The following is a 21,059-nucleotide window of genomic DNA, read 5'->3' as shown; positions in this document are numbered from 1 at the left end:
GGAGGAGTTCCCGGACCTCGCGACGCCTGGGGCCCGGCGTCAGCCCGCGACCGAGATGGAGGGCTCGCCGGAGGCGACGCCCTCGGCCTCCATCTGCTCGGCGAGCTTCATGGCCTCCTCGATGAGGGTCTCCACGATCTTGGACTCGGGGACGGTCTTGATGACCTCGCCCTTGACGAAGATCTGGCCCTTGCCGTTGCCGGAGGCCACACCCAGGTCGGCCTCGCGGGCCTCGCCGGGGCCGTTGACGACGCAGCCCATGACCGCGACGCGGAGCGGGACCTCCATGCCGGTGAGGCCGGCGGTGACTTCCTCGGCGAGCTTGTAGACGTCGACCTGGGCGCGGCCGCAGGACGGGCAGGAGACGATCTCCAGGCCGCGCTGCTTGAGGTTCAGCGACTCCAGGATCTGGAGGCCGACCTTGACCTCCTCGGCGGGCGGCGCCGACAGGGAGACGCGGATGGTGTCGCCGATGCCCTGGGAGAGCAGGGCGCCGAAGGCGACCGCGGACTTGATGGTGCCCTGGAAGGCCGGACCCGCCTCGGTGACACCGAGGTGCAGGGGGTATTCGCACTGGGCGGCGAGCTGGCGGTAGGCCTCGATCATCACGACCGGGTCGTTGTGCTTGACCGAGATCTTGATGTCGCGGAAGTCGTGCTCCTCGAAGAGGCTGGCTTCCCACAGGGCGCTCTCGACCAGGGCCTCGGGGGTCGCCTTGCCGTACTTCTGGAGCAGGCGGCGGTCCAGGGAGCCGGCGTTGACACCGATACGGATCGGCGTGCCGTGCTCGTTGGCGGCCTTGGCGATCTCCTTGACCTTGTCGTCGAACTGCTTGATGTTGCCCGGGTTGACGCGGACGGCGGCGCAGCCGGCCTCGATGGCGGCGAAGACGTACTTCGGCTGGAAGTGGATGTCCGCGATGACCGGGATCTGCGACTTGCGGGCGATGGTCGCGAGGGCGTCGGCGTCGTCCTGGGTGGGGCAGGCGACCCGGACGATCTGGCAGCCGGACGCGGTCAGCTCGGCGATCTGCTGGAGGGTGGCGCCGATGTCGGACGTACGGGTCGTGGTCATCGACTGGACCGAGACGGGCGCGTCTCCGCCGACCGCCACGGATCCGACCTGGATCTGCCGGCTCTTCCGGCGCTCGGCGAGCTTGGTCGGAACGGACGGCATGCCGAGAGAAATCGCAGTCATCTGCTGTGCAACCCCAAGTCGTGGATCAAGGTCCGGCCCCGTGAACGGCGGGCTCCAGGCTTCGAGATTACGACACCGGCCCCGGCCCCGGCACATCCCACCCGGCAAACCCACTCAATGGAAGGCGGCCCGGAACACAGCATCCCGGGCCGCCGTGAACGTCCGGTGGCTAGGAGATTTTCACCGGGTTGACCACGTCCGCGATCAGCACCAGCACGGTGAAGCAGACGAAGATCCCGGCCACCACGTAGGCCACCGGCATCAGCTTGGCCACGTCGAACGGACCAGGGTCCGGCCGGCGCAGCACCCGTGCCACGTTGCGCCGCAGCGACTCCCACAGGGCGCCCGCGATGTGCCCGCCGTCGAGCGGGAGCAGCGGGAGCATGTTGAACAGGAACAGGGAGAGGTTGAACCCGGCGACCACGAACACGGCCATGGCCAGCTGCTGCGAGGCCGGGATGTCCAGCGTGGCGATCTCGCCGGTGACCCGGGCCGCGCCGACGATGCCCATCGGGGAGTCCGGTTCGCGCGGGCCGTCGCCGAAGGCCGCGTCCCACAGGGCGGGGATCTTGCCGGGCAGGGCGACGAGGGAGTCGACGGCGTCGCCGACCCGGTCGGTCATCCAGGTCACGGACTGGCCGAAGTCCTGCTTGACGACGCCGTGGGCCGCGCTGAAGCCGAGGAAGCCGGCCTTGACGTACTCGCCCTGGACGTAGGTGCCGCTGGAGTCCTTCTTGGCGACCTGGTTGGTGGCGATCTTCGCGTGCAGGGTCAGCTCCTGGCCCTTGCGGTCGACGACGATCGCGACGTCCTTGCCGGCGCTCTCGCGGATCAGGTCCGAGAGCGTGTTCCACTCCTGGGTCGGTACGCCGCCGAAGGAGACGATCTTGTCGCCCGCCTTCATGCCGGCGTCCGCGGCCGGGGATGCCGGGTCGGACTTCTTGCAGCTGTCGCGGTGCTGGCTCTGCGCGATCACACAGGGCGAGACCGACTCGACGGCGGTGGTCTCCTGCTGGATGCCGAAGCCCATCAGCACGGTGAGGAACAGACCGATCGCGAGCACCAGGTTCATGAACGGGCCCGCGAACATGACGATGACCCGCTTCCACGGCTTGCGCGTGTAGAACATGCGCGTCTCGTCACCCGGCTTGAGTTCCTCGAAGGCCGCCGAGCGGGCGTCCTCGATCATGCCGCGCCACGGAGAGGTGGAGCGGGCGGAGACCCGGCCGGCGTCGTCGGGCGGGAACATGCCGATCATGCGGATGTAGCCGCCGAGCGGGATCGCCTTGATGCCGTACTCGGTGTCGCCCTTCTTGCGCGACCAGACGGTCGGGCCGAAGCCGACCATGTACTGCGGGACGCGGATGCCGAAGAGCTTGGCCGTGGACAGGTGCCCCAGCTCGTGCCACGCGATCGAGACGAGCAGGCCCACCGCGAAGACCACTATGCCGAGGATGAACATCAAGGTCGTCATGCACGCGCCTCCGCGGTCCGGTCTGTCAGTTCGCGCGCCCGGGCCCTCGCCCAGGTCTCCGCTTCGAGGACGTCCGACACGGTGAGTGAGGTTCCCGCCACCGGGGTGCCGTGCTCCTCCACCACCCTGGTGACGGTATCCATGATGCCGTTGAAGGGCAGCGCGCCGGTACGGAAGGCCTCGACGCACTCCTCGTTGGCCGCATTGAACACCGCCGGGGCGGTGCCCGCGAGCTGCCCCACGTGCCGGGCGAGGTTCACCGAGGGGAAGGCCTCGTTGTCCAGGGGGAAGAACTCCCAGGTGGAGGCCTTGCTCCAGTCGAAGGCGGGCGCCGCGTCCGGGACCCGTTCGGGCCAGCCCAGACCGATGGCGATCGGCCCGCGCATGTCGGGGGGCGTCGCCTGGGCGATCGTGGATCCGTCGGTGAACTCGACCATCGAGTGGACATACGACTGCGGATGCACGACGACCTCAATGCGGTCGAAGGGAATGTCGTAGAGCAGGTGCGCCTCGATGACTTCCAGGCCCTTGTTCACCAGGGTCGCCGAGTTGATCGTGATCACCGGGCCCATCGCCCAGGTGGGGTGGGCGAGGGCGTCCTCGACGGTGACGTTCGCCAGCTCGGCCCTGCTGCGCCCGCGGAAGGGGCCGCCGGAGGCGGTGACGACCAGCTTGCGCACGTCGGCGCGGGTGCCGGCGGCGAGTGCCTGGAAGAGCGCGGCGTGCTCGGAGTCGACCGGGATGATCTGCCCGGGCTTGGCGAGCGCCTTGACCAGCGGACCGCCGACGATCAGCGACTCCTTGTTGGCGAGCGCGAGGGTGCGGCCCGCCTCCAGGGCGGCCAGGGTGGGCGCGAGGCCGATGGACCCGGTGATGCCGTTCAGCACGGTGTGGCAGTCGGAGGCGGCGACATGGGTGGCCGCGTCCGGTCCGGCGAGGATCTCAGGGAGCCGCTCCCCGGCTCCGTACCGCCCGGCCAGTGCCTCGCGCAGGGCCGGTACGGCGTCCTCGCGGGCGACCGCGACGGTCCGCACCCCCAGGCGGTGCGCCTGCTCGGCGAGCAGGGCCGGCCGGGCGCCGTTCGCGGAGAGGGCGGTGACCCGGAACCGGCCGGGGTTGCGCAGCACGAGATCGATGGCCTGGGTCCCGATGGACCCGGTGGAGCCGAGGATCACCACGTCCTTCGGGCCGTCTCCCGCGAGGGGGTCGTACACGAGGTGCGGGTCGGCGAGGGGTGCGGGACTGGCGGGACTGTCGGTCATCCCCCCATTGTGGCCGCAAGCCGTGGCGGCGCGGACAGGGCGTCCCCCGGGCGGGCGCGTTAACAGCTTTCGTCGCCGGACGGAGCGATTCTCCCTTTGTGAAGTCCGAGTGAAGATCCTGTGATAACACTTCAGTCGGGCTGGTGGACGGCCGGCCCGTGAACGAGTTCGCGGACGACATCCTGGGGGGATATCTCCATGCGCACTGTGCGTATACGCACTGCCCTGCCCGCTCTCGCGGGCGCTGCCCTGCTCGCCGGCACCCTGCTCAGCACCCCGGCCGAGGCGGCCGGGGGCGTGCACATCCATCACGTCTGGTTCGACAGCCCGGGCAAGGACGACCGCTCCAACAAGAGCCTCAACGCCGAGTGGGTGCAGATCAAGAACAGCGGCGGCTCGGCCGTCTCGCTCAAGGGCTGGGTCCTGAAGGACGCCTCCAACCACAAGTACGTCTTCCCGAACGTCAAGATCGGCGCCGGGAAGTACCTGAAGATCCGTACCGGCAGCGGCTCGGACACCGCGTCGGACAAGTACCAGGACCGCCGTGCCTACGTCTGGAACAACGACAAGGACACGGCCACGCTGACCAGGGCGAGCGGCAGCAAGGTCGACTCCTGCTCCTGGACGACGCGCGATCCGAGCGACAAGTACTGCTGAGCGGCCGCGCGCCCCGTCACCCGGTCCGGCCGCAGGATGCCGGAACAACAGCCCAACGGACGGGCAAATCGCGCACCTTCGGCCGCCGGGGATGACATCCTTCCCGTCGGGCCTGGAAAGCAGGGCCCCACGGGGAGGAGTCACCACGATGAACCGCACACGCACGACCGCCGCCGTCCTGGCCACGGCAGGGCTCGTCACCGCCGCCCAACTCGGGCTCGGCACCGCCGCGTCGGCCGCGACGCAGGCGCCGAAGAGCAACGGCTGCCCGATCGACCTCGTCTATCCGAGCCGCTTCTACGTCGACTCGCACGGCTGGGTGACCAACGGCGGCCTCTACTTCGGCATCAAGAACAAGAGCACCAGCAAGAGCTTCAAGAAGGTGACGTTCACCGTCACCGACGTCAAGAACATCCGCTTCGGCACGGCCAAGGCCAAGGGCGGCAAGGTCACCAAGAACACGACGAAGACGGTGTCCGTGTACACGACGACGCTCAAGAAGAAGGCGAGCCTCGGGGTGAAGGTGCCCACGCACCTGCTCAACACCCGCTCCTACAAGGTGAAGTTCACCCTGAAGGGCACGGGCTGGGACTGCGCCTCGAACCAGGGCACCTGGGGCGTCTGAGCCCCAGCTGCCCTGCGGTCCGCGGGAGCGGCCCGGGGTCCTGTCGTCGGACTAGGCGCCGTAGGGCCGCCGTTCGTTCTCCCGCTGGGACGGTCCGGGGGTCGCGTCGGCGATCCACGGGCCGTCCCCGGACGGGTCGACGATCCCCTGCTCCAGCCACTCGTAGGCCCCACCGAGCACGCCCTTGACCACCTTGCGGTCGAGGTCGTCGGTGTTGGCCCACAGCCGGTTGAAGAGTTCCTCGACGCGGATCCGGGACTGGCGGCAGAACGCGTCGGCGAGCTGATAGGCCTCGCGGCCGTGCTCGCCCTCGCTGCGCAGCCGCTCGGCGCGCACACAGGCCGCGCTCATCGCGAACAGCTCCGCGCCGATGTCCACGATCCGGCCGAGGAAGCCCTGCTTGGTCTCCATCCGGCCCTGCCAGCGGGACATGGCGTAGAAGGTGGAGCGGGCCAGCTTGCGGGCGTGCCGCTCCACGTAGCGCAGATGGCCGGAGAGGTCCGTGTCGCGCTTGAACTCGCCGTACGAGGAGGGGAGCTGGCCGGGTCCGGCGACCAGCTTCGGCAGCCATTTGGCGTAGAAGACGCCCGCGCTCGCGCCCGCCTTCGCCTTGTCCGACAGGGACTTGTCGGGGTCGATGAGGTCGCCGGCGACCGAGAGGTGGGCATCGACGGCCTCGCGGGCGATGAGGAGGTGCATGATCTCCGTCGAGCCCTCGAAGATGCGGTTGATGCGCAGATCGCGCAGGATCTGCTCGGCCGGCACGGACCGCTCGCCGCGCGCTTTGAGGGACTCGGCCGTCTCGTAGCCCCGGCCGCCGCGGATCTGGACCAGTTCGTCGGCCATCAGCCAGGCCATCTCGGAGCCGTAGAGCTTGGCGAGGGCGGCCTCGATGCGGATGTCGTTGCGGTCCTCGTCGGCCATCTGCGAGGACAGGTCGAGGACGGCCTCCAGGGCGAAGGTGGTGGCCGCGATGAAGCTGATCTTGGAGCCGACGGCCTCGTGCAGCGCGACCGGCTTGCCCCACTGTTCCCGCTCCGCCGCCCACTCACGGGCGATCTTCAGACACCACTTGCCGGCACCGGCGCACATCGCGGGCAGCGAGAGCCGGCCGGTGTTGAGCGTGGTGAGCGCGATCTTCAGGCCCGCGCCCTCGGGACCGATGCGGTTGGCGGCCGGGACCCGCACCTGGTGGAAGCGGGTGACACCGTTCTCGATGCCGCGCAGTCCCATGAAGGCGTTGCGGTTCTCCACGGTGACGCCCTCGGCGGTGGCCTCCACCACGAAGGCGGTGATGCCGCCCTTGTGCCCCTCGGACTTCGGCACACGCGCCATGACGACGAGCAGGTCGGCGACCACCCCGTTGGTGGTCCAGAGCTTCACTCCGTCGAGGACGTACTCGTCGCCGTCGCCGTCCGGGACGGCGGTCGTGGCGAGGCGGGCCGGGTCGGAGCCGACGTCCGGCTCGGTGAGCAGGAAGGCCGAGATGTCGGTGCGGGCGCAGCGGGGCAGGAACGCGTCCTTCTGCTCCTGGGTGCCGAAGAGCTTCAGCGGCTGCGGTACGCCGATCGACTGATGGGCGGAGAGCAGGGCGCCCACCGCGGGGCTCGCGGAGCCGACCAGGGCGAGAGCCTTGTTGTAGTACAGCTGGGTGAGGCCGAGACCGTCGTACTTGGGGTCGATCTTCATGCCGAGCGCGCCGAGTTCCTTCAGGCCCGCGACGACCTCGTCGGGGATGCGTGCCTCACGCTCGATGCGGGCGGAGTCGATCGTCGTCTCGCAGAAGTCGCGCAGCTTGGCGAGGAACTCCTCGCCGCGGCGCACGCTCTCGGCCTCCGGGAGCGGGTGCGGATGGATGAGGTCGAGCCGGAAGCGCCCGAGGAACAGCTCCTTGGCGAAGCTGGGCTTGCGCCAGTCCTGTTCCCGGGCGGCCTCCGCCACCCGGCGGGCCTCGCGCTCGGAGACAGTGGTGCGTTGGGTGGTGGGGGCGGACATCAGGCTCACCTCGCCACGAAGAGGGTGATGGGGACCGTTCGTTACCGACCAGTGCTACTGGATCGTTGGTACCCGAAACCGGGCGACCCCACCACCCCTCGCGGTCCGATCGGTCGACGCGAGGACGACTTGCAGCCGCCGGGCGGCTTGCGCCACCGTCGAACCAGCCGCTCCGGACGAGGTGAACCGGCCGCTCCGGACGAGGCGAGGCGGCGGCCGACCCGGCACCGGAAGGCAGCGGTGCCGGGTTCCTTCGCGACGAGCCCCGGCGGTCGGGCCGCGCGGCGCCCCTGGCCCGACGCGCGCGTGGTCTCCCACAGGACCGGAAAGGAATGACGAGCCGGTGTGCCGGAGGGAGTGACCAGCGATGCAGATCCTGGTGGACCTCGCCCGTTGCCAGGACTGTGCGCAGTGCGTCCTTTCCCAAGGGCACTTCCGTGGTGCTCGCGCCGGCACCGGCCGGCCGCGCCCCCAAGCGGTTCCAGGACCCCGACCGGTTCGACCCCGCCCGCGGGGACAACGAGCGTCTCGGCTTCGGCAGCGGTGACCACCCTGCTACGGCACACCGCTCGCCCGAATCGGGGCCCGGACCGCACTCGGCGCTGCTCCCGCTCCTCGGCACCGCGACCCTGGTGCAGGACCCGCCGCCCTACCGGAGCAACGCCATGCTCCGCGGACCCCGCCACCTGTCCGTAGAGCTGTGAAGCAGGTGCCCGCACAGAGGCCGCGTTGCAGGGCGGTCGGAGCGGAGTGAGACTGGTGTCGGCGGTCACGTCCTCCGGCTGGGCCCATGGGTGGCCCGTCCGGGGCTCTGCCCCCGGAAGCGCCGTTCGCCCCGCAGGACGTCTCCTCTTCGCCACTCACGCTAGTCATGGACGGAGGGGCATCATGCTGCGTGCTCCTTGGCGACAACTGACCGTCTGCGCACTGGCTTGGCTGGGGGTCGTGGCCGTGCCGGCGACCCCTTCCGCCGCCGCGGGCGCCCCCGCGCGCGGCGGGGGGACCGTGGCCGCACCCGAGGTCTCCTGCGCGTGGCCGGCCGTCGTCAGGCCCGGCAGACTGAACCTCGCGTTTCCCGAGACCAACGCGACGTACTGGCTGACGCCCTACCGGTTGGACAAGGGCGACCGCATCGTGGTGGAGGGGACGTACCCTTCCGCCCGGTTCACTTCACTCACGTCGTACGACGGCCAGGGCGCGGACGTCGACGCCCTCGCCGACTTCCAGATCGCTCCGAGCCCCGGCAGCAAGAACCCGTTCGCCGTCCCGGACGCGGGCACGGATCCGGCGCACCATCGCTACCAGGTGACCGTGGAGGCCGGAGTCGCGGCCGGTTCCGGCGGCAACACGATCGCCGCCACCGGGAACAGCGCCGCATCCGGTTCGGGTTTCCTTGTCCTTCGCGTCTATGTGCCCGACAACGAGTCGAACCCGGCAGGCGGAGTCCCGCTGCCCACGCTGTCGGTACAGCGCCAGGGCAGCAGCCCCCGCTCCATGAAGGCCTGCCCGAGGGCCGATTCGGCGCAGGGACCGTCGGGCCCGCTCGCCGACGACCTCAGGAAAATCGTGAAGGACAACGCGCCCCCCGGGAAGTTCGTGGGCTGCGGCAGGTCCACTCCGGGCGATCCGGGCTTCGCACTGCCCGACAAGGTGCTCCGGCTGTTCCCCAACCCGTTCAACAAGTACCTTTGCTCGCCGCTCGCTTACGAGCCCGGCCGTATCGCGGTGGTCCGCGGCAGGGCGCCCACGTTCCCCGACACCGTCAATGGCCAGTCGGTGCTCACCAAGTCCCAGGTCAGGTACTGGTCCCTGTGCCAGAACCAGTGGCAACTTCCCTACCCTGTGAGCTCCTGCGCCGCGGACTTCCAGACGGCCCTGGACAAGGACGGGCGCTACACCTACGTGGTCTCCACCCGGCAGGACCGCCCCGCCAACGCGACCGCGGCCAAGGGCGTGACATGGATCGACTGGGGACCCACCGACGTCACCAGCCTGCTGTTCTTCCGGAACATGCTGCCGGCCGCGGGCTTCCGCAACGCCGTCCAGGACGTCAAGCCCGGTGAGGACCCGGCCGAGGTGATGGCCGCCTACTACCCGACCATCACCTACTGCACCAAGGCGGCCTTCACCAAGGGCGGAGCGGACGCCTGCCCCGGCTGAGCGGCACCGGCCGTCTTCACCACGGCTGTCGGGGACGGAGCCCCGGCGCGGCAGCGCCGCGTCAGCCCCGGCTGCTCGCCTTCACGAGGGCCGGTACGAAGCGCAGAGCGTCCACCGTGCCCACGCCGGTGGCCATGTCGTAACCGTTGACGGCCTGGTAGCCCTTGACGCCTTCGTAGCTGTTGTCGGTGCCGTCGTTCACGTCGACGACGCCGGTGTTCCTGTGCTTGGACAGTCTGTACAGCGCCTCGTTGATGTTGCCGAGCCGGTGGCCGGCCGCCTGGTCGGCGAGGGCGACGATGCCCGAGAAGAGCGGGCTGGCCTCGCTGGTGCCGCCGGAGACGTCCCAGCCGATGGCGGTCGGGTCGAAGCTGGAGTAGACCCAGGCACCCCCGTTGACCGCGGCGGCCATCGACACGTCCGGGGTGCCGCGGCGGGCACCGACGACGTTCTTCACGCCGTTCTGGAACGCCGGGCGGGAGAAGACGTGGGACTGGCCGCCGCCGCCCGCGCCGTAGTCGTTGTAGACGCTGTCCGGCCCGACGCGCTGCCCCTTGTCGTCCAGGTGGAGCCGGGTGCCGCCGATGGAGGTGACCAGCGGGTCCGAGGAGGGCCAGGAGTTGACGCGCTTCTTGTAGTAGGTCTTGCCGTCCGTCTCCAGGTCGGTGGCACCGCCGTCGCCGGAGGAGGCGAGGACGGTCACGTGCTTGCGGTTCGCGGCCCGGAAGGCGTACCGCAGGTTCTTGATGCTGGAGAAGTCGCCCCTGCCGAAACCCGGGAAGGTGTTCTCGGTGGCGCCGAAGCTCTGGGTGATGACGTCGCCGACCCCGTGGTCGATCAGGTACTTCTCGGCGGACATCATCTCCGGCAGACCGGTCGTGCCCTCGGTCTCGGAGACCGCCGTCTCCACCAGGACGATCTTTGCGTCGGGTGCCATGGCGTGGGCCATCTCGACGTCCAGGGCGGTCTCGCCGGCCCAGCCGGTCATGTCGGAGTTCTTGGGGTCGAAGGCGGGGACGTGACCCCACTTGACCACCTTGACCTTGGTGCTGGGCAGGCCGAACTGCTTGCTGTAGACGTCGAGGTCGTGCTGGACGGTCGGGGAGCCGAACGAGTCGACGATGACGATGGTGCGCCCCTTGCCCGTGATGCCCTTCCGGTACAGCGGACCGAGGTTGTACGCGGTGCGGTACTGGAGCGGGTTGTAACAGGCGATGTGCCACTTGGCCTGGCACTGCTCGCTGGAGAGGGGGCTGGACACACCGTGGACCAGGGTGTGTCCGGAGATGGCCGGCACCGCCTTGGTGTGCGGCACGGCGGCGGGCGCGGCGGTGGTGACGCCGGCCTGTGAGGTGGTCGCCAGCGCGGCGGCGACGAGGGCGGCGGTGGCGGCCGCGGATGCCGCGACGCCGCGCCCGGTACGGGCTATGTACATGAATTCCCCTGAGTGGCCCTGAGGCGACGTCCTGAGTCGGACGACGTGGTCTACGCGCATCCCACCGGGCAAGTCATGCACAGGACAAGGCAATTGAACTGCCGATGTCGAATCCTTTACCCGGTCAGTACCGCTGGGAACACGAACGGCCGCAGCCCCCGCACAGTGGGCTGCGGCCGTTCTGCCGACCTGTCCGTGGCAGGTCAGAGCGCGAGGCCGGTCAGGACCAGCACGCGCTCGTATGTGTAGTCGTCCATCGCGAACTTCACGCCCTCGCGGCCCACACCGGACTGCTTGGCGCCGCCGTACGGCATCTGGTCGGCGCGGTAGGACGGGACGTCGCCGATGACGACACCGCCGACCTCAAGGGCGCGGTGGGCGCGGAAGGCGACCTGGAGGTCGCGGGTGAACACGCCCGCCTGGAGGCCGTACTTGGAGCTGTTGACGGCCGCGAAGGCCGCTGCCTCGCCGTCGACCTTCTGCACGGTCAGGACCGGGCCGAAGACCTCCTCGCAGGAGATCGTCGTGTCGGCCGGCACCTCGGTGAGGACGGTCGGCGCGTAGGAGGCGCCGTCGCGGTCACCGCCCGTGAGGAGGGTGGCGCCGGCCTCGACGGCCTCCTTCACCCACGACTCGACGCGCTTGGCGGCGTCCTCGCTGACCAGCGGGCCGACGTCGGTCTTGTCGTCGCCCGGGTCACCGGTGGCCTGGGCCTCGACGGCTGCGACGATGCGGGGCAGCAGACGGTCGTAGACGGAGGCGTCGGCGATCACGCGCTGCACGGAGATGCAGGACTGGCCGCCCTGGTAGTTGGAGAAGGTCGCGATGCGGGTCGCGGCCCAGTCCAGGTCCGCGTCGCTCGCGAAGTCGCCGAGGACGACGGCCGCGCCGTTGCCGCCCAGCTCCAGGGTGCAGTGCTTGCGCGGCACCGAGTCCATGATCGCGTAGCCGACCTTCTCGGAACCGGTGAAGGAGATCACCGGCAGACGCTCGTCCTGGACCAGGGCGGGCATGCGGTCGTTGGAGACCGGAAGGATCGACCAGGAGCCGGCGGGCAGCTCGGTCTCGGCCAGCAGGTCACCGATGATCAGGCCGGAGAGGGGGGTGGCCGGGGCCGGCTTCAGGATGATCGGCGCACCGGCCGCGATCGCCGGGGCGATCTTGTGGGCGCACAGGTTCAGCGGGAAGTTGAACGGCGCGATACCGAGGACGACGCCCTTCGGGAAGCGGCGGGTCAGCGCCAGGCGGCCCTGGCCGCCGAGGTCGGTGTCGAGGCGCTGGGCCTCGCCGCCGTTGAAGCGGCGGGCCTCCTCGGCCGCGAAGCGGAAGACGGAGACGGCACGGCCGACCTCGCCGCGTGCCCACTTGATCGGCTTGCCGTTCTCGGCGGAGATCAGCCGGGCGATCTCCTCGGTCCGCTCGACCAGGCGCTTGCTGACGTGATCGAGGGCGGCGGCGCGCACGTGCGCCGGGGTGGCGGCGAACTCGTCCCGTACGGCGTACGCGGCGGCCACGGCCTCCTCGACCTGGGCGTCGGTCGGCACGCTGACCTTGCCGACGAGACGGCCGTCCCACGGGGAGGTGACGTCGAAGGTGTCCTCGCCGGTGACCTGGCGGCCGGCGAGCCAGAAGGCGTGGGTGGAAGTCATGTGCGAGTCCCGGCCCTTCCGCGTTGGGGGTGTACGTGCTCTTTCGTTTCCCACGGTAGGGCTGGGACGGACCGGGGTCGCTTGTCCGAGTCGTACTGATGGCGATGGGCGATGCTCCGCTTTGGCGTGGTGAGGGCTGAGCGGTGCCGGGCGACGGCCTGTCTCCCGGCTCACCGGACCGCTCCGGAGAGCCCGCAGGACCGCTCCGGCGAGCCCCAGGGCCACTCCGGCGAGCCCCGGGCTACTCCGGCGAGGTCGCCTTCAGAGCGAGCCACAGCTCCATCCGGACGTCCGGGTCGTCCAGGGAACGCCCCAGGATCTCCTCCACCCTGCGCATCCGGTACCGCAGCGTGTGCCGATGCACCCCGAGGTCGGCGGCGGCCGCGTCCCACTGCCCGTGCCGGGAGAGCCACGCCCGCAGCGAGGCGACCAGATCCCCCCGCCCCGTCGCATCGTGCTCGTGCAGCGCCCGCAGCAGACCGTCGGCGAACGCCTTCACCGCGTCGTCGGCCAGCAGCGGCAGCACCGACCCCGCCGCCACCTGCTCGTGCTCCACCAGCACCCGCCCGCGCCGCCGGGCAACGGACAGCGCCTGCTCGGCCTGTTTGTAGGCCGTCGCGGCGGCGATCGGCCCGGCCGGTGCCGACAGGCCGACGACCAGCTCCTCCTCGTCCCCGGCCGCCTGCTCGGGCAGGGCCCGGCCGGCCTCCAGCGCCGCCGCGTACGCGGTGGCCGCGGCCACCGCCGCGCCCCCGTCGCCGGCCAGCACCACCAGCCGCTCCCCCTCGGGTACGACCAGCACGGCCTCCCCGGAACGGGCCGCCGCCGACTCCACGGCCTCCGCGATCCCGCTCAGCGCGTCGGCGTCCGCCTCGGTGTGCGCCCGCGCGGCCGGGCCGGACACCGACTCGGCGACGATCACCCGGAAGGGTGCGTCCAGCAACCCGCCGTACAGGTCACCGGCCACGGCCCGGGCGTGGTCCGGCTCCCCGGCGAGCAGCATGCGCAGCACGGCCGCGCCGACCCGCTGCTCGGCCGCCTGCAGGGAACGGGAGCGTTCGGTGGTGAGGGTGAGCAGGGCGATCGCGGAGTGGACGGCGTACCGCTCGGCGGTGCCGAGGGCGGCGGCCGTGCCGACGGCGAGTGCGGCGCGCGGGCGCCGGCCGGTCCCCAGGGAGTGCAGTTCCACCCGGTCCTCGTTGTCCGGTCCGCCGACCACGGAGGAGGCCGGTGCGGGCCGCTCCCGCAGCCGTTCGACCTCGGCGGTGAGCCGGGCGGCCCGGCGGCCGGCCCACTCGGGTGCGGTGGCGACGACGGCGCCCGAGGCGTCGTACAGCGCCGCCCAGCCGTCGACCTGCGCGGCGAGCGCGGAGAGCAGTCCCTCGGGGCCGGCGTTCAGGGCCTGTCTGGTCAGCTCGCGCTGGGCGGCGAAGCCCGCGGTGACGGCCCGGTACTGGTCGGCGGCGATCGCGGCGGAGACGGCCTTGCTGATGGCGAGGAAGGGGGTGCGGCGGGGCACCTCCAGCAGCGGCAGCCCCTCCGCCTCGGCGGCGTCGACGAGGGCGTCGGGGATGTCCTCGTAGTTGACCCCGACGGCGAACCCGAGCCCGACGACTCCTGCCCCGACCAGCCGCTTCACATACCGCCGCATGACCTCCGGATCCTCCGCGTCCAGCTTGAGCGCGGTGATCAGCAGCAGCTCGCCACCCTCCATGTAGGGCACGGGGTCGGCCAGCTCGCTGACGTGCGCCCAGCGGACGGGCACGTCGAGACGGTCCTCGCCCGCCCGCACGGTCAGCTTCAGTGCGGAATGGTGGACGAGCGAGGCGAGAGTCGGGGGCATCGGGCCTTCAGATCTGGGAGAACCGAGAAGGGTCGGCGAACACGGCGATCGTGATGATCATGGACATCCCCGTGATCGTTGTGATCTTTTGGCCGCCGCGTATGAACGGCCTATGCCGATTCTGCCTCACCGTACGGTCGCCCGGTGCCCCTATATCTGCACCTCAGTCCCGCAGATCCACCAGCAGCGGCGGCGCGTGCTCCCCTTCCACACTGGTCAGCGAGAGCACCGCATGTCCGGACGGCACCCCGTGCGCCAGTTCGGAGGCGGACCAGCGTTCGCGCTCCACCTGGCGGACGGTGACGGCACGGGCGGTGGGCGCCTGGCCGGTGATGACCCGGCGCAGCATGTGCACGGCCTTGCCGGCCGGGGTCTCGGCGATGATCTGCCGGTCGGTGACGTCCCGGGTCTCGGTCCACTCCTTGCCCCACACCTCGGCGAAGTCCTGCCCGTCCCAGGGGGTGAGCCCGGCCAGCGCCATCCGGCATCCGGTGGTGCCGAGCAGCGGCCCGCGCAGCGGCCTGGGTACGTCGTCCAGGGTGCGCAGCGTCAGCACGGCACCGGCGTGGGCGGACCGCAGTCGCTGGATGCCGCGCACGGCCTCCGGGGTGACCACGCCGGAGGCGTCGTCCAGCAGCAGACAGGCGAACAGCGACCGGTCCTCCCGGACCGTCACACTGGCCGTGAACTGAGCGAGCACCAGCCGCGCGAGGATCCGGGAGGCGTCGGCGTGCCCGCGCTGGGGCAGGTCGACGCGGACGCGGACCGGATGGTCGAGGGCCTTGAGCGAGAACGGCCGGGACTGCCCCGAGGTGTCGAAGAAGGTCGCGAAGGCGGGCCGGTCGAGCAGCGCGATCCGGTCGGCGAGGACCGCACCGACATCACCCGGGTGGGCCATCTGCCGCTCCCGCGCGTCCAGTTCCCTGAGCAGCGAATCCTGCCCCGTGTCCGTCAGCGTCTTGCGGAGTGCGGCCAGCGGTCCGGGGGTGCCGTCGAGGAGCTGGCGCAGCTCGGGGACGGAGGGGAAGCGGTCGTGGACGGCACGGAAGGGGCCGAGCAGCTGGGCGAGGACGGTGGTGGAACGGCGGCTGTCGCCGCCGGGGTGCGGGTCGGCGAGGTCGCCGACGAGGGCCTCGGCGAGTATGGCGGCGGCCTCGTCCGGGTCGGTGGTGCCGCCGTACAGGTCGAGGTCGTAGACGGAGTCGGGGTGCCCGATCCGTACGACGACGTCGTAGGACTCGGCCGGACCGAGCCCCGCGCCCGCCGCGCCGACGACCACGACGGCGGCCCGTCCGGCGAGCGCGTGCAGGCACAGCGACTCGGCGAGCGGCCGGACGACCGCGCCGGTCTTGCCGGAGCCGGCCGGGCCGACGGCGAGCAGCGAGGTGCCGAGCAGCTCGGGGCCGAGAGCCAGTCCGGCGCCGCGGTAGTGGTACGGGTTGCGGGGGTCGTCGGCGGTGGTGCCGATCCGGACCTGGCCGGTGAACAGGTCGTGCCGGGCGTGCCGGGCGGGCAGGTCGCGCTCGCCCGAGGGGTGCGGACAGGCGGCCGAGCCGTCCTTCAGCACGGCGCCCGTGAAGGTGCCGAGCGTGTGCGTGCCGGACCGCACGCCCTGCCAGGCGCGGCTGATCCGCGCGTGATCGACGTCGCGCATGAGCCCGGCCCTCGCCTCGCCGGCCAGCCGCTCGGCGGCCTCATGGGCGCCGGCCCGGCGCAGCTGGGGCCACTCGGCGGGATCCTGCTCGGGTGCGGGCGCCGGCTCGGCGACGGGCACGGCGGACCGCCAGGCGGGCGGACCGTAGCGGCGCCAGACCTCGCTCCAGCGGCCGAGGCGGCCGACGACGAGCATGATGCCGACGGCGATGAGTGTGTAGTACGAGTACCAGAGGACGGCATTGCCGACGCGGTCGTTGCCCTGGCGCCAGGAGTCCGGAGTGAACAGCTCCAGGGGCAGCACCCACCAGCCCCCGAGATAGCCGTTCCACAGCAGGGACCAGACCAGCCAGCCCACGAGGAACGCGATCAGCGCGCCGCTCAGCAGTTGCCGGGCCGGGATCCGCTCGGGCTCCTGGTCGGGCCGGGGCCGGTGCCCGAACCGCCACACGCCGGGAGCCGCCTGCGGCCGGGGCGCCCGCAGCCAGGCCAGGAAGGCCGAGCCGTCCGGCCTGGGCGGTGCCCCGGGTGGCGCCGAGGGCATGGGGGGTACGGCGAACCCCTCGGCGCCCCCCTCCCGTGGCACCGCCGGGCGCGGTACCGGATTCGCATGCGTACCGCGCGCGTCCCGCGTCCCGTCGCTGTCCATCGCCCTTGCCCCCTGACCAGCCGTTCCGTCCACCATCAGCGAGCCAATCTAACGCCCCGGCAAAGGGAGTTCACCGTTTACGCGGCCGTGAGAACGCCCCGACCGGGCGCACTCCTCCCCTACTGCTATGTCCACCACGGACAACCAATCTTCCCGACAACGCCCACATGGAGCATGCCCACCTTCCATTTCCGGACCTAGCCTGCGAAGAAAGAGACAAGCGTCCAAAAACGCACCGTCCGGAACCGCCCGGGAACACCCGGTACGCAAGATCTTCAGGGAGCCCCCATGACCGCACTTCCGCAGGAGCGCCGCGTCGTCACCGCCATCCCCGGACCGAAGTCGCAGGAGCTGCAGTCCCGCCGCCTGGCCGCGGTCGCGCAGGGCGTGGGCTCGGTGCTGCCCGTCTTCACCGCGCGCGCCGGCGGCGGGATCATCGAGGACGTCGACGGCAACCGCCTCATCGACTTCGGTTCCGGCATCGCCGTGACCTCCGTCGGCGCCTCCGCCGAGGCCGTCGTACGCCGCGCGAGCGCCCAGCTGGCCGACTTCACCCACACCTGTTTCATGGTCACCCCGTACGAGGGCTACGTGGAGGTCGCCGAGGCCCTCGCGGAGCTGACCCCGGGTGACCACGCGAAGAAGTCCGCGCTGTTCAACTCCGGCGCCGAAGCCGTCGAGAACGCCGTCAAGATCGCGCGTGCGTACACCAAGCGCCAGGCGGTCGTGGTGTTCGACCACGGCTACCACGGCCGTACCAACCTGACCATGGCGCTGACCGCGAAGAACATGCCGTACAAGCACGGCTTCGGTCCGTTCGCGCCCGAGGTCTACCGGGTGCCCGTCGCCTACGGCTACCGCTGGCCGACCGGTGCGGAGAACGCCGGCCCCGAGGCCGCCAAGATGGCCATCGACCAGATCACCAAGCAGGTCGGCCCGGACAACGTGGCCGCGATCATCATCGAGCCGGTGCTCGGTGAGGGCGGCTTCATCGAGCCGGCCAAGGGCTTCCTGCCGGCGATCAGCCAGTTCGCCAAGGACAACGGCATCGTCTTCGTCGCGGACGAGATCCAGTCCGGCTTCTGCCGCACCGGCCAGTGGTTCGCCTGCGAGGACGAGGGCATCGTCCCGGACCTGATCACCACCGCCAAGGGCATCGCGGGCGGTCTGCCGCTGGCCGCCGTCACCGGTCGCGCCGAGATCATGGACGCCGCGCACGCGGGCGGCCTCGGCGGCACCTACGGCGGCAACCCGGTCGCCTGCGCCGGTGCGCTCGGTGCCATCGAGACCATGAAGGAGCTGGACCTCAACGCCAAGGCGAAGAACATCGAGGCGATCATGAAGTCCCGCCTCACCGCCATGGCCGAGAAGTTCGACATCATCGGTGAGGTCCGCGGCCGTGGCGCCATGATCGCCATCGAGCTGGTCAAGGACCGCGCCAGCAAGGAGCCGAACCCGGAGGCCACCGGCGCTCTCGCCAAGGCCTGCCACCAGGAGGGCCTGCTGGTCCTCACCTGCGGCACCTACGGCAACGTGCTGCGTTTCCTGCCCCCGCTGGTGATCGGCGAGGACCTGCTGAACGAGGGTCTCGACATCATCGAGCAGGCCTTCGCGCGCATCTGAGCGAATGGTTCGTACCTCTGACGGGCGCCTGCGGCAGGCGGTGTGAAGAAGGTGTGCGGGGTGGATGACGGGACGCGATTCCGTCTGCCCAAGCGCCCCGGGCTGCCGTAGGTTCTACTCAGATGAGAGATACACCCCGCCCACAGGGGACTGTGGGCGATCTCAGGCCGTGGCCTCCCCAGCTTCGACCTGGTCGTGCCCTCGCGCACACAACCGGGGCCTGACGGCTCCGGGATCTCCTCACCGATCGGACGGTCGCCGCCCCAAACCCCCCGGGGCGCGCGACGTCCCGATCCGGACGGCCGCCTCGGAACCACCCCCCCTGTTCCGGGGCGGCCGACCTCCTTCCTCTCGCGCCGGTCCGGACCTGCGAAGCTGGGCCCGTGTCGACCTCACCGGATCCACGCCTCAGGTACCCGCTGCTGGGCCTTCTCCCGGCCGTACTCCTCGCCCTGATCACCTGGCAGGTCGTCACCGACGGCCCCCTCCTGGGCCTGGACGCGCGGGTGAGCCGGGCACTCGTCCATCCGGACCGGTTCTCCGAACTCCTCGCCGATCTCGGCGACATCCAGGTCGCCGTGCCGGTGCTCGTCCTCGCCCTGGCCGATGCCGCCCGGCGCGGCCGTGCCATCCGTACGGACCGGTGGTGGCTGCCGCCCGCCACGGCGGCCGTGCTGATGGCACTGGTCCCGGCGATCGTCGTACCGCTGAAGGACTGGACCGCCCGGCCGGGAACCCCCGTGGTGCCCCCGGCCGTCGGCTACTTCCCTTCCGGCCATACGGCGACGGCGGCGATCGCGTACGGTTCCGCGACCCTGCTCCTGCTCCCCTGGTTGCGCTCGCCCGCCGCCCGCCGCATCCTGGTCGGCTGCTGCGCGGCCCTGGTGCTCGGGGTGTCCTACGGCCTGGTCCGCCGGGGCTGGCACTGGCCGCTGGACGTGGTGGCCAGCTGGTGCCTTTGCACGGTGCTGCTGACCACCCTGTCCCTCGTGCTCAGCCGAAGTAGGCGTCGAAGTTCTTCTGGAACTCCCAGTTCGAGTAGCGGTCCCAGTTCACCGACCACGTCATCAGACCGCGCAGAGCGGGCCAGGTCCCATGGGTCGGATACGAGCCGCAGTTCGTCTTCTTCGTCAGGCAGTCCAGGGTCTTGGTGACCTCGGACGGGGAGACGTACCCGTTGCCCGCGTTCGTGGATGCCGGCATGCCGATCGCCACCTGGTCCGGACGCAGCGGCGGGAAGACGTTGTTCGCGTCGCCCGCGACCGGGAAGCCGGTGAGCAGCATGTCGGTCATGGCGATGTGGAAGTCGGCGCCGCCCATGGAGTGGTACTGGTTGTCGAGGCCCATGATCGGGCCCGAGTTGTAGTCCTGGACGTGCAGGAGCGTCAGGTCGTCGCGCAGGGCGTAGATCACCGGGAGGTAGGCGCCGCAGCGCGGGTCCTGGCCGCCCCACTTGCCGGTGCCGTAGAACTGGTAGCCGTTCTGCACGAAGAAGGTCTCCGGGGCCATCGTCAGCACGAACTTCGCGCCGTACCTGGCCTTGAGGGTCTTCAGCGCCGAGATGAGGTTCACGATCACGGGTGTGGTGGGGTTCTTGAAGTCCGTGTCGTTCGCGTTCAGGGACAGCGAGTGGCCCTCGAAGTCGATGTCCAGGCCGTCCAGACCGTAGTCGTCGATGATCTTCGAGACGGAGGCGACGAAGGTGTCGCGGGCCGCGGTGGTCGTCAGCTGGACCTGGCCGTTCTGGCCGCCGATCGAGATCAGGACCTTCTTCCCGGCCGCCTGCTTGGCCTTGATCGCCGCCTTGAAGTCGGCGTCGGTCTCGACGTTCGGGCACTCGGTCACGGGGCAGCGACCGAAGCGGATGTCGCCGGAGGTGGCCGAGGTGGGCTCGCCGAAGGCGAGGTCGATGACGTCCCAGCTGTCGGGTACGTCGGCCAGGCGGGTGTAGCCGGAGCCGTTGGCGAAGGTGGCGTGGAGGTAGCCGACCAGGGCGTGGGCGGGCAGGTCGGTGGAGCCGCCTCCGCCGGTGCCGGCCGTGGTCGTCGCGGTCACCGCGGCCGACCGGGCGGACTCGCCGGCGTCGTTGCTCGCGGTGACCTGGAAGCCGTACGCCGTCGAGGGGTTCAGACCGGTGACGGTGGCCGAGGTGCCGCTCGCCGTCTGGACCTTGGCCCCGTCGCGGTAGAGCGCGTAGCCCGTGGCACCGGTCACCGCCGACCAGGACAGGGCGACGGAGGAGGACGTGACCGTGCCGGTCCTGAGGCCGGTGGGTGCGGCGGGTGGCTGTCCGGTGCCGGTGCCCGGGCCGATCAGGGAGATGTCGTCGGCGTGGTAGGCGCCCGTGCCGTACCAGCCGTGCGTGTAGAGGGTCACCTTCGTCGTGGCGGCGCCGGTGGTGAAGGTGGTGGTCAGCTTCTGCCAGTCCGGGGCGGACTGGGTCCAGGTGGAGACGTCGGTGGTGCCGGTGCCGTTCGCGCCGAGGTAGACGTAGGAGCCGCGGACGTAACCGGACAGCGTGTACTGCGCGTTCGGCTGCACGGTCACCGTCTGCGCGCACTGGGCGTTGTCGCTGCCGGCCGGGGTGGCCTGCAGCGCGGAACTTCCGCTGTGCACAGGCGAGTTGACTGTCGTTCCGGCCGTGCACGTCCAGCCGTCCAGCCCGGACTCGAAGCCGCCGTTGCGGGCAAGGTCCGCGTCGGCCGCACGGGCGGTCGACGAGAGCGCGGTGATGCCGGGCAGGGCCAGCAGTGCGGCCGTGAGGAGGGCAAGGACTGATCTGGGGCGTCTGGCGCGTCGAGTGCGGTCCACAAGGGCCTCCGGCGACGGGGGAGTTG

General features: G+C 70.9%; 14 protein-coding genes and 1 pseudogene. 6 read left to right on the top strand and 9 right to left on the bottom strand.

All coding sequences use genetic code 11. From position 1 onward, the window contains the following. Positions 1–39 precede the first annotated feature (39 nt). The 3 genes from ispG to dxr all read right to left on the bottom strand — a co-directional run bounded on the left by ispG (position 40) and on the right by dxr (position 3,933). Positions 40–1,197: a flavodoxin-dependent (E)-4-hydroxy-3-methylbut-2-enyl-diphosphate synthase gene (gene ispG / locus ACIRU3_RS22485; protein WP_404058825.1), complete on the bottom strand. Its 1,158-nt coding sequence runs from the start codon at positions 1,195–1,197 to the stop codon at positions 40–42. A 169-nt stretch (positions 1,198–1,366) separates the two neighbouring features. Further along, the gene (locus ACIRU3_RS22480) at positions 1,367–2,671 is read right to left on the bottom strand and encodes a M50 family metallopeptidase (protein ID WP_404058823.1); all 1,305 of its coding nucleotides are present in this window, start codon (positions 2,669–2,671) and stop codon (positions 1,367–1,369) included. Continuing rightward, positions 2,668–3,933: a 1-deoxy-D-xylulose-5-phosphate reductoisomerase gene (gene dxr / locus ACIRU3_RS22475; protein ID WP_404058820.1), complete on the bottom strand. Its 1,266-nt coding sequence runs from the start codon at positions 3,931–3,933 to the stop codon at positions 2,668–2,670. Before dxr ends, ACIRU3_RS22480 begins: the two co-directional genes overlap by 4 nt. Before the next feature lie 198 nt (positions 3,934–4,131). On the opposite strand from dxr, the gene ACIRU3_RS22470 reads away from it, so the two are divergent. Both ACIRU3_RS22470 and ACIRU3_RS22465 read left to right on the top strand, forming a co-directional pair. After that, positions 4,132–4,590 carry a lamin tail domain-containing protein gene (locus ACIRU3_RS22470; protein ID WP_404058816.1) on the top strand — a complete coding sequence of 153 codons (459 nt, stop codon included), beginning with the start codon at positions 4,132–4,134 and terminating at the stop codon, positions 4,588–4,590. Positions 4,591–4,738: 148 nt separating this feature from the next. Further along, on the top strand, positions 4,739–5,215 hold the full coding sequence (locus ACIRU3_RS22465) for a hypothetical protein (protein ID WP_404058813.1): 477 nt from the start codon (positions 4,739–4,741) through the stop codon (positions 5,213–5,215). A gap of 51 nt (positions 5,216–5,266) precedes the next feature. Here the strand turns inward: ACIRU3_RS22465 and ACIRU3_RS22460 are convergent, their stop codons facing one another. Beyond that, positions 5,267–7,210 carry an acyl-CoA dehydrogenase family protein gene (locus tag ACIRU3_RS22460; RefSeq protein ID WP_404058812.1) on the bottom strand — a complete coding sequence of 648 codons (1,944 nt, stop codon included), beginning with the start codon at positions 7,208–7,210 and terminating at the stop codon, positions 5,267–5,269. A gap of 437 nt (positions 7,211–7,647) precedes the next feature. On the opposite strand from ACIRU3_RS22460, the gene ACIRU3_RS22455 reads away from it, so the two are divergent. Both ACIRU3_RS22455 and ACIRU3_RS22450 read left to right on the top strand, forming a co-directional pair. Further along, on the top strand, positions 7,648–7,914 hold the full coding sequence (locus ACIRU3_RS22455) for a hypothetical protein (protein WP_404058809.1): 267 nt from the start codon (positions 7,648–7,650) through the stop codon (positions 7,912–7,914). A gap of 184 nt (positions 7,915–8,098) precedes the next feature. Beyond that, on the top strand, positions 8,099–9,370 hold the full coding sequence (locus ACIRU3_RS22450; protein ID WP_404058807.1) for a hypothetical protein: 1,272 nt from the start codon (positions 8,099–8,101) through the stop codon (positions 9,368–9,370). Between the two features lie 61 nt (positions 9,371–9,431). On the opposite strand, the gene ACIRU3_RS22445 is transcribed toward ACIRU3_RS22450, so the two are convergent. The 4 genes from ACIRU3_RS22445 to ACIRU3_RS22430 form a co-directional block, all read right to left on the bottom strand. After that, a complete protein-coding gene (locus ACIRU3_RS22445; protein ID WP_404058804.1) occupies positions 9,432–10,805 on the bottom strand; it encodes a S8 family serine peptidase in 1,374 nt (457 codons plus the stop codon). 203 nt (positions 10,806–11,008) lie between these two features. Further along, positions 11,009–12,454 carry an aldehyde dehydrogenase family protein gene (locus tag ACIRU3_RS22440; protein ID WP_404058801.1) on the bottom strand — a complete coding sequence of 482 codons (1,446 nt, stop codon included), beginning with the start codon at positions 12,452–12,454 and terminating at the stop codon, positions 11,009–11,011. Between the two features lie 241 nt (positions 12,455–12,695). After that, a complete protein-coding gene (locus ACIRU3_RS22435) occupies positions 12,696–14,297 on the bottom strand; it encodes a PucR family transcriptional regulator (RefSeq protein WP_404058798.1) in 1,602 nt (533 codons plus the stop codon). A 163-nt stretch (positions 14,298–14,460) separates the two neighbouring features. Further along, positions 14,461–16,599: an ATP-binding protein gene (locus tag ACIRU3_RS22430; protein WP_404058796.1), complete on the bottom strand. Its 2,139-nt coding sequence runs from the start codon at positions 16,597–16,599 to the stop codon at positions 14,461–14,463. Between the two features lie 288 nt (positions 16,600–16,887). Here ACIRU3_RS22430 and gabT point away from each other — a divergent pair, with 288 nt between their 5' ends. Next, a complete protein-coding gene (gabT, locus tag ACIRU3_RS22425; RefSeq protein ID WP_404058794.1) occupies positions 16,888–18,222 on the top strand; it encodes a 4-aminobutyrate--2-oxoglutarate transaminase in 1,335 nt (444 codons plus the stop codon). A 677-nt stretch (positions 18,223–18,899) separates the two neighbouring features. Then, positions 18,900–19,160 (top strand): annotated as a pseudogene (locus ACIRU3_RS22420) (phosphatase PAP2 family protein); the annotation flags it as partial. 55 nt (positions 19,161–19,215) lie between these two features. Here the strand turns inward: ACIRU3_RS22420 and ACIRU3_RS22415 are convergent. Further along, positions 19,216–21,033: a chitinase gene (locus ACIRU3_RS22415; protein WP_404058792.1), complete on the bottom strand. Its 1,818-nt coding sequence runs from the start codon at positions 21,031–21,033 to the stop codon at positions 19,216–19,218. Between the last annotated feature and the right edge of the window lie 26 nt (positions 21,034–21,059).

It is taken from the genome of Streptomyces sp. NPDC101151, assembly GCF_044768335.1.
Taxonomy (GTDB): Bacteria; Actinomycetota; Actinomycetes; order Streptomycetales; family Streptomycetaceae; genus Streptomyces.
The sequence above is the reverse complement of the archived record's forward strand: the minus strand, read 5'-3'. Positions and strand labels throughout refer to the sequence as shown.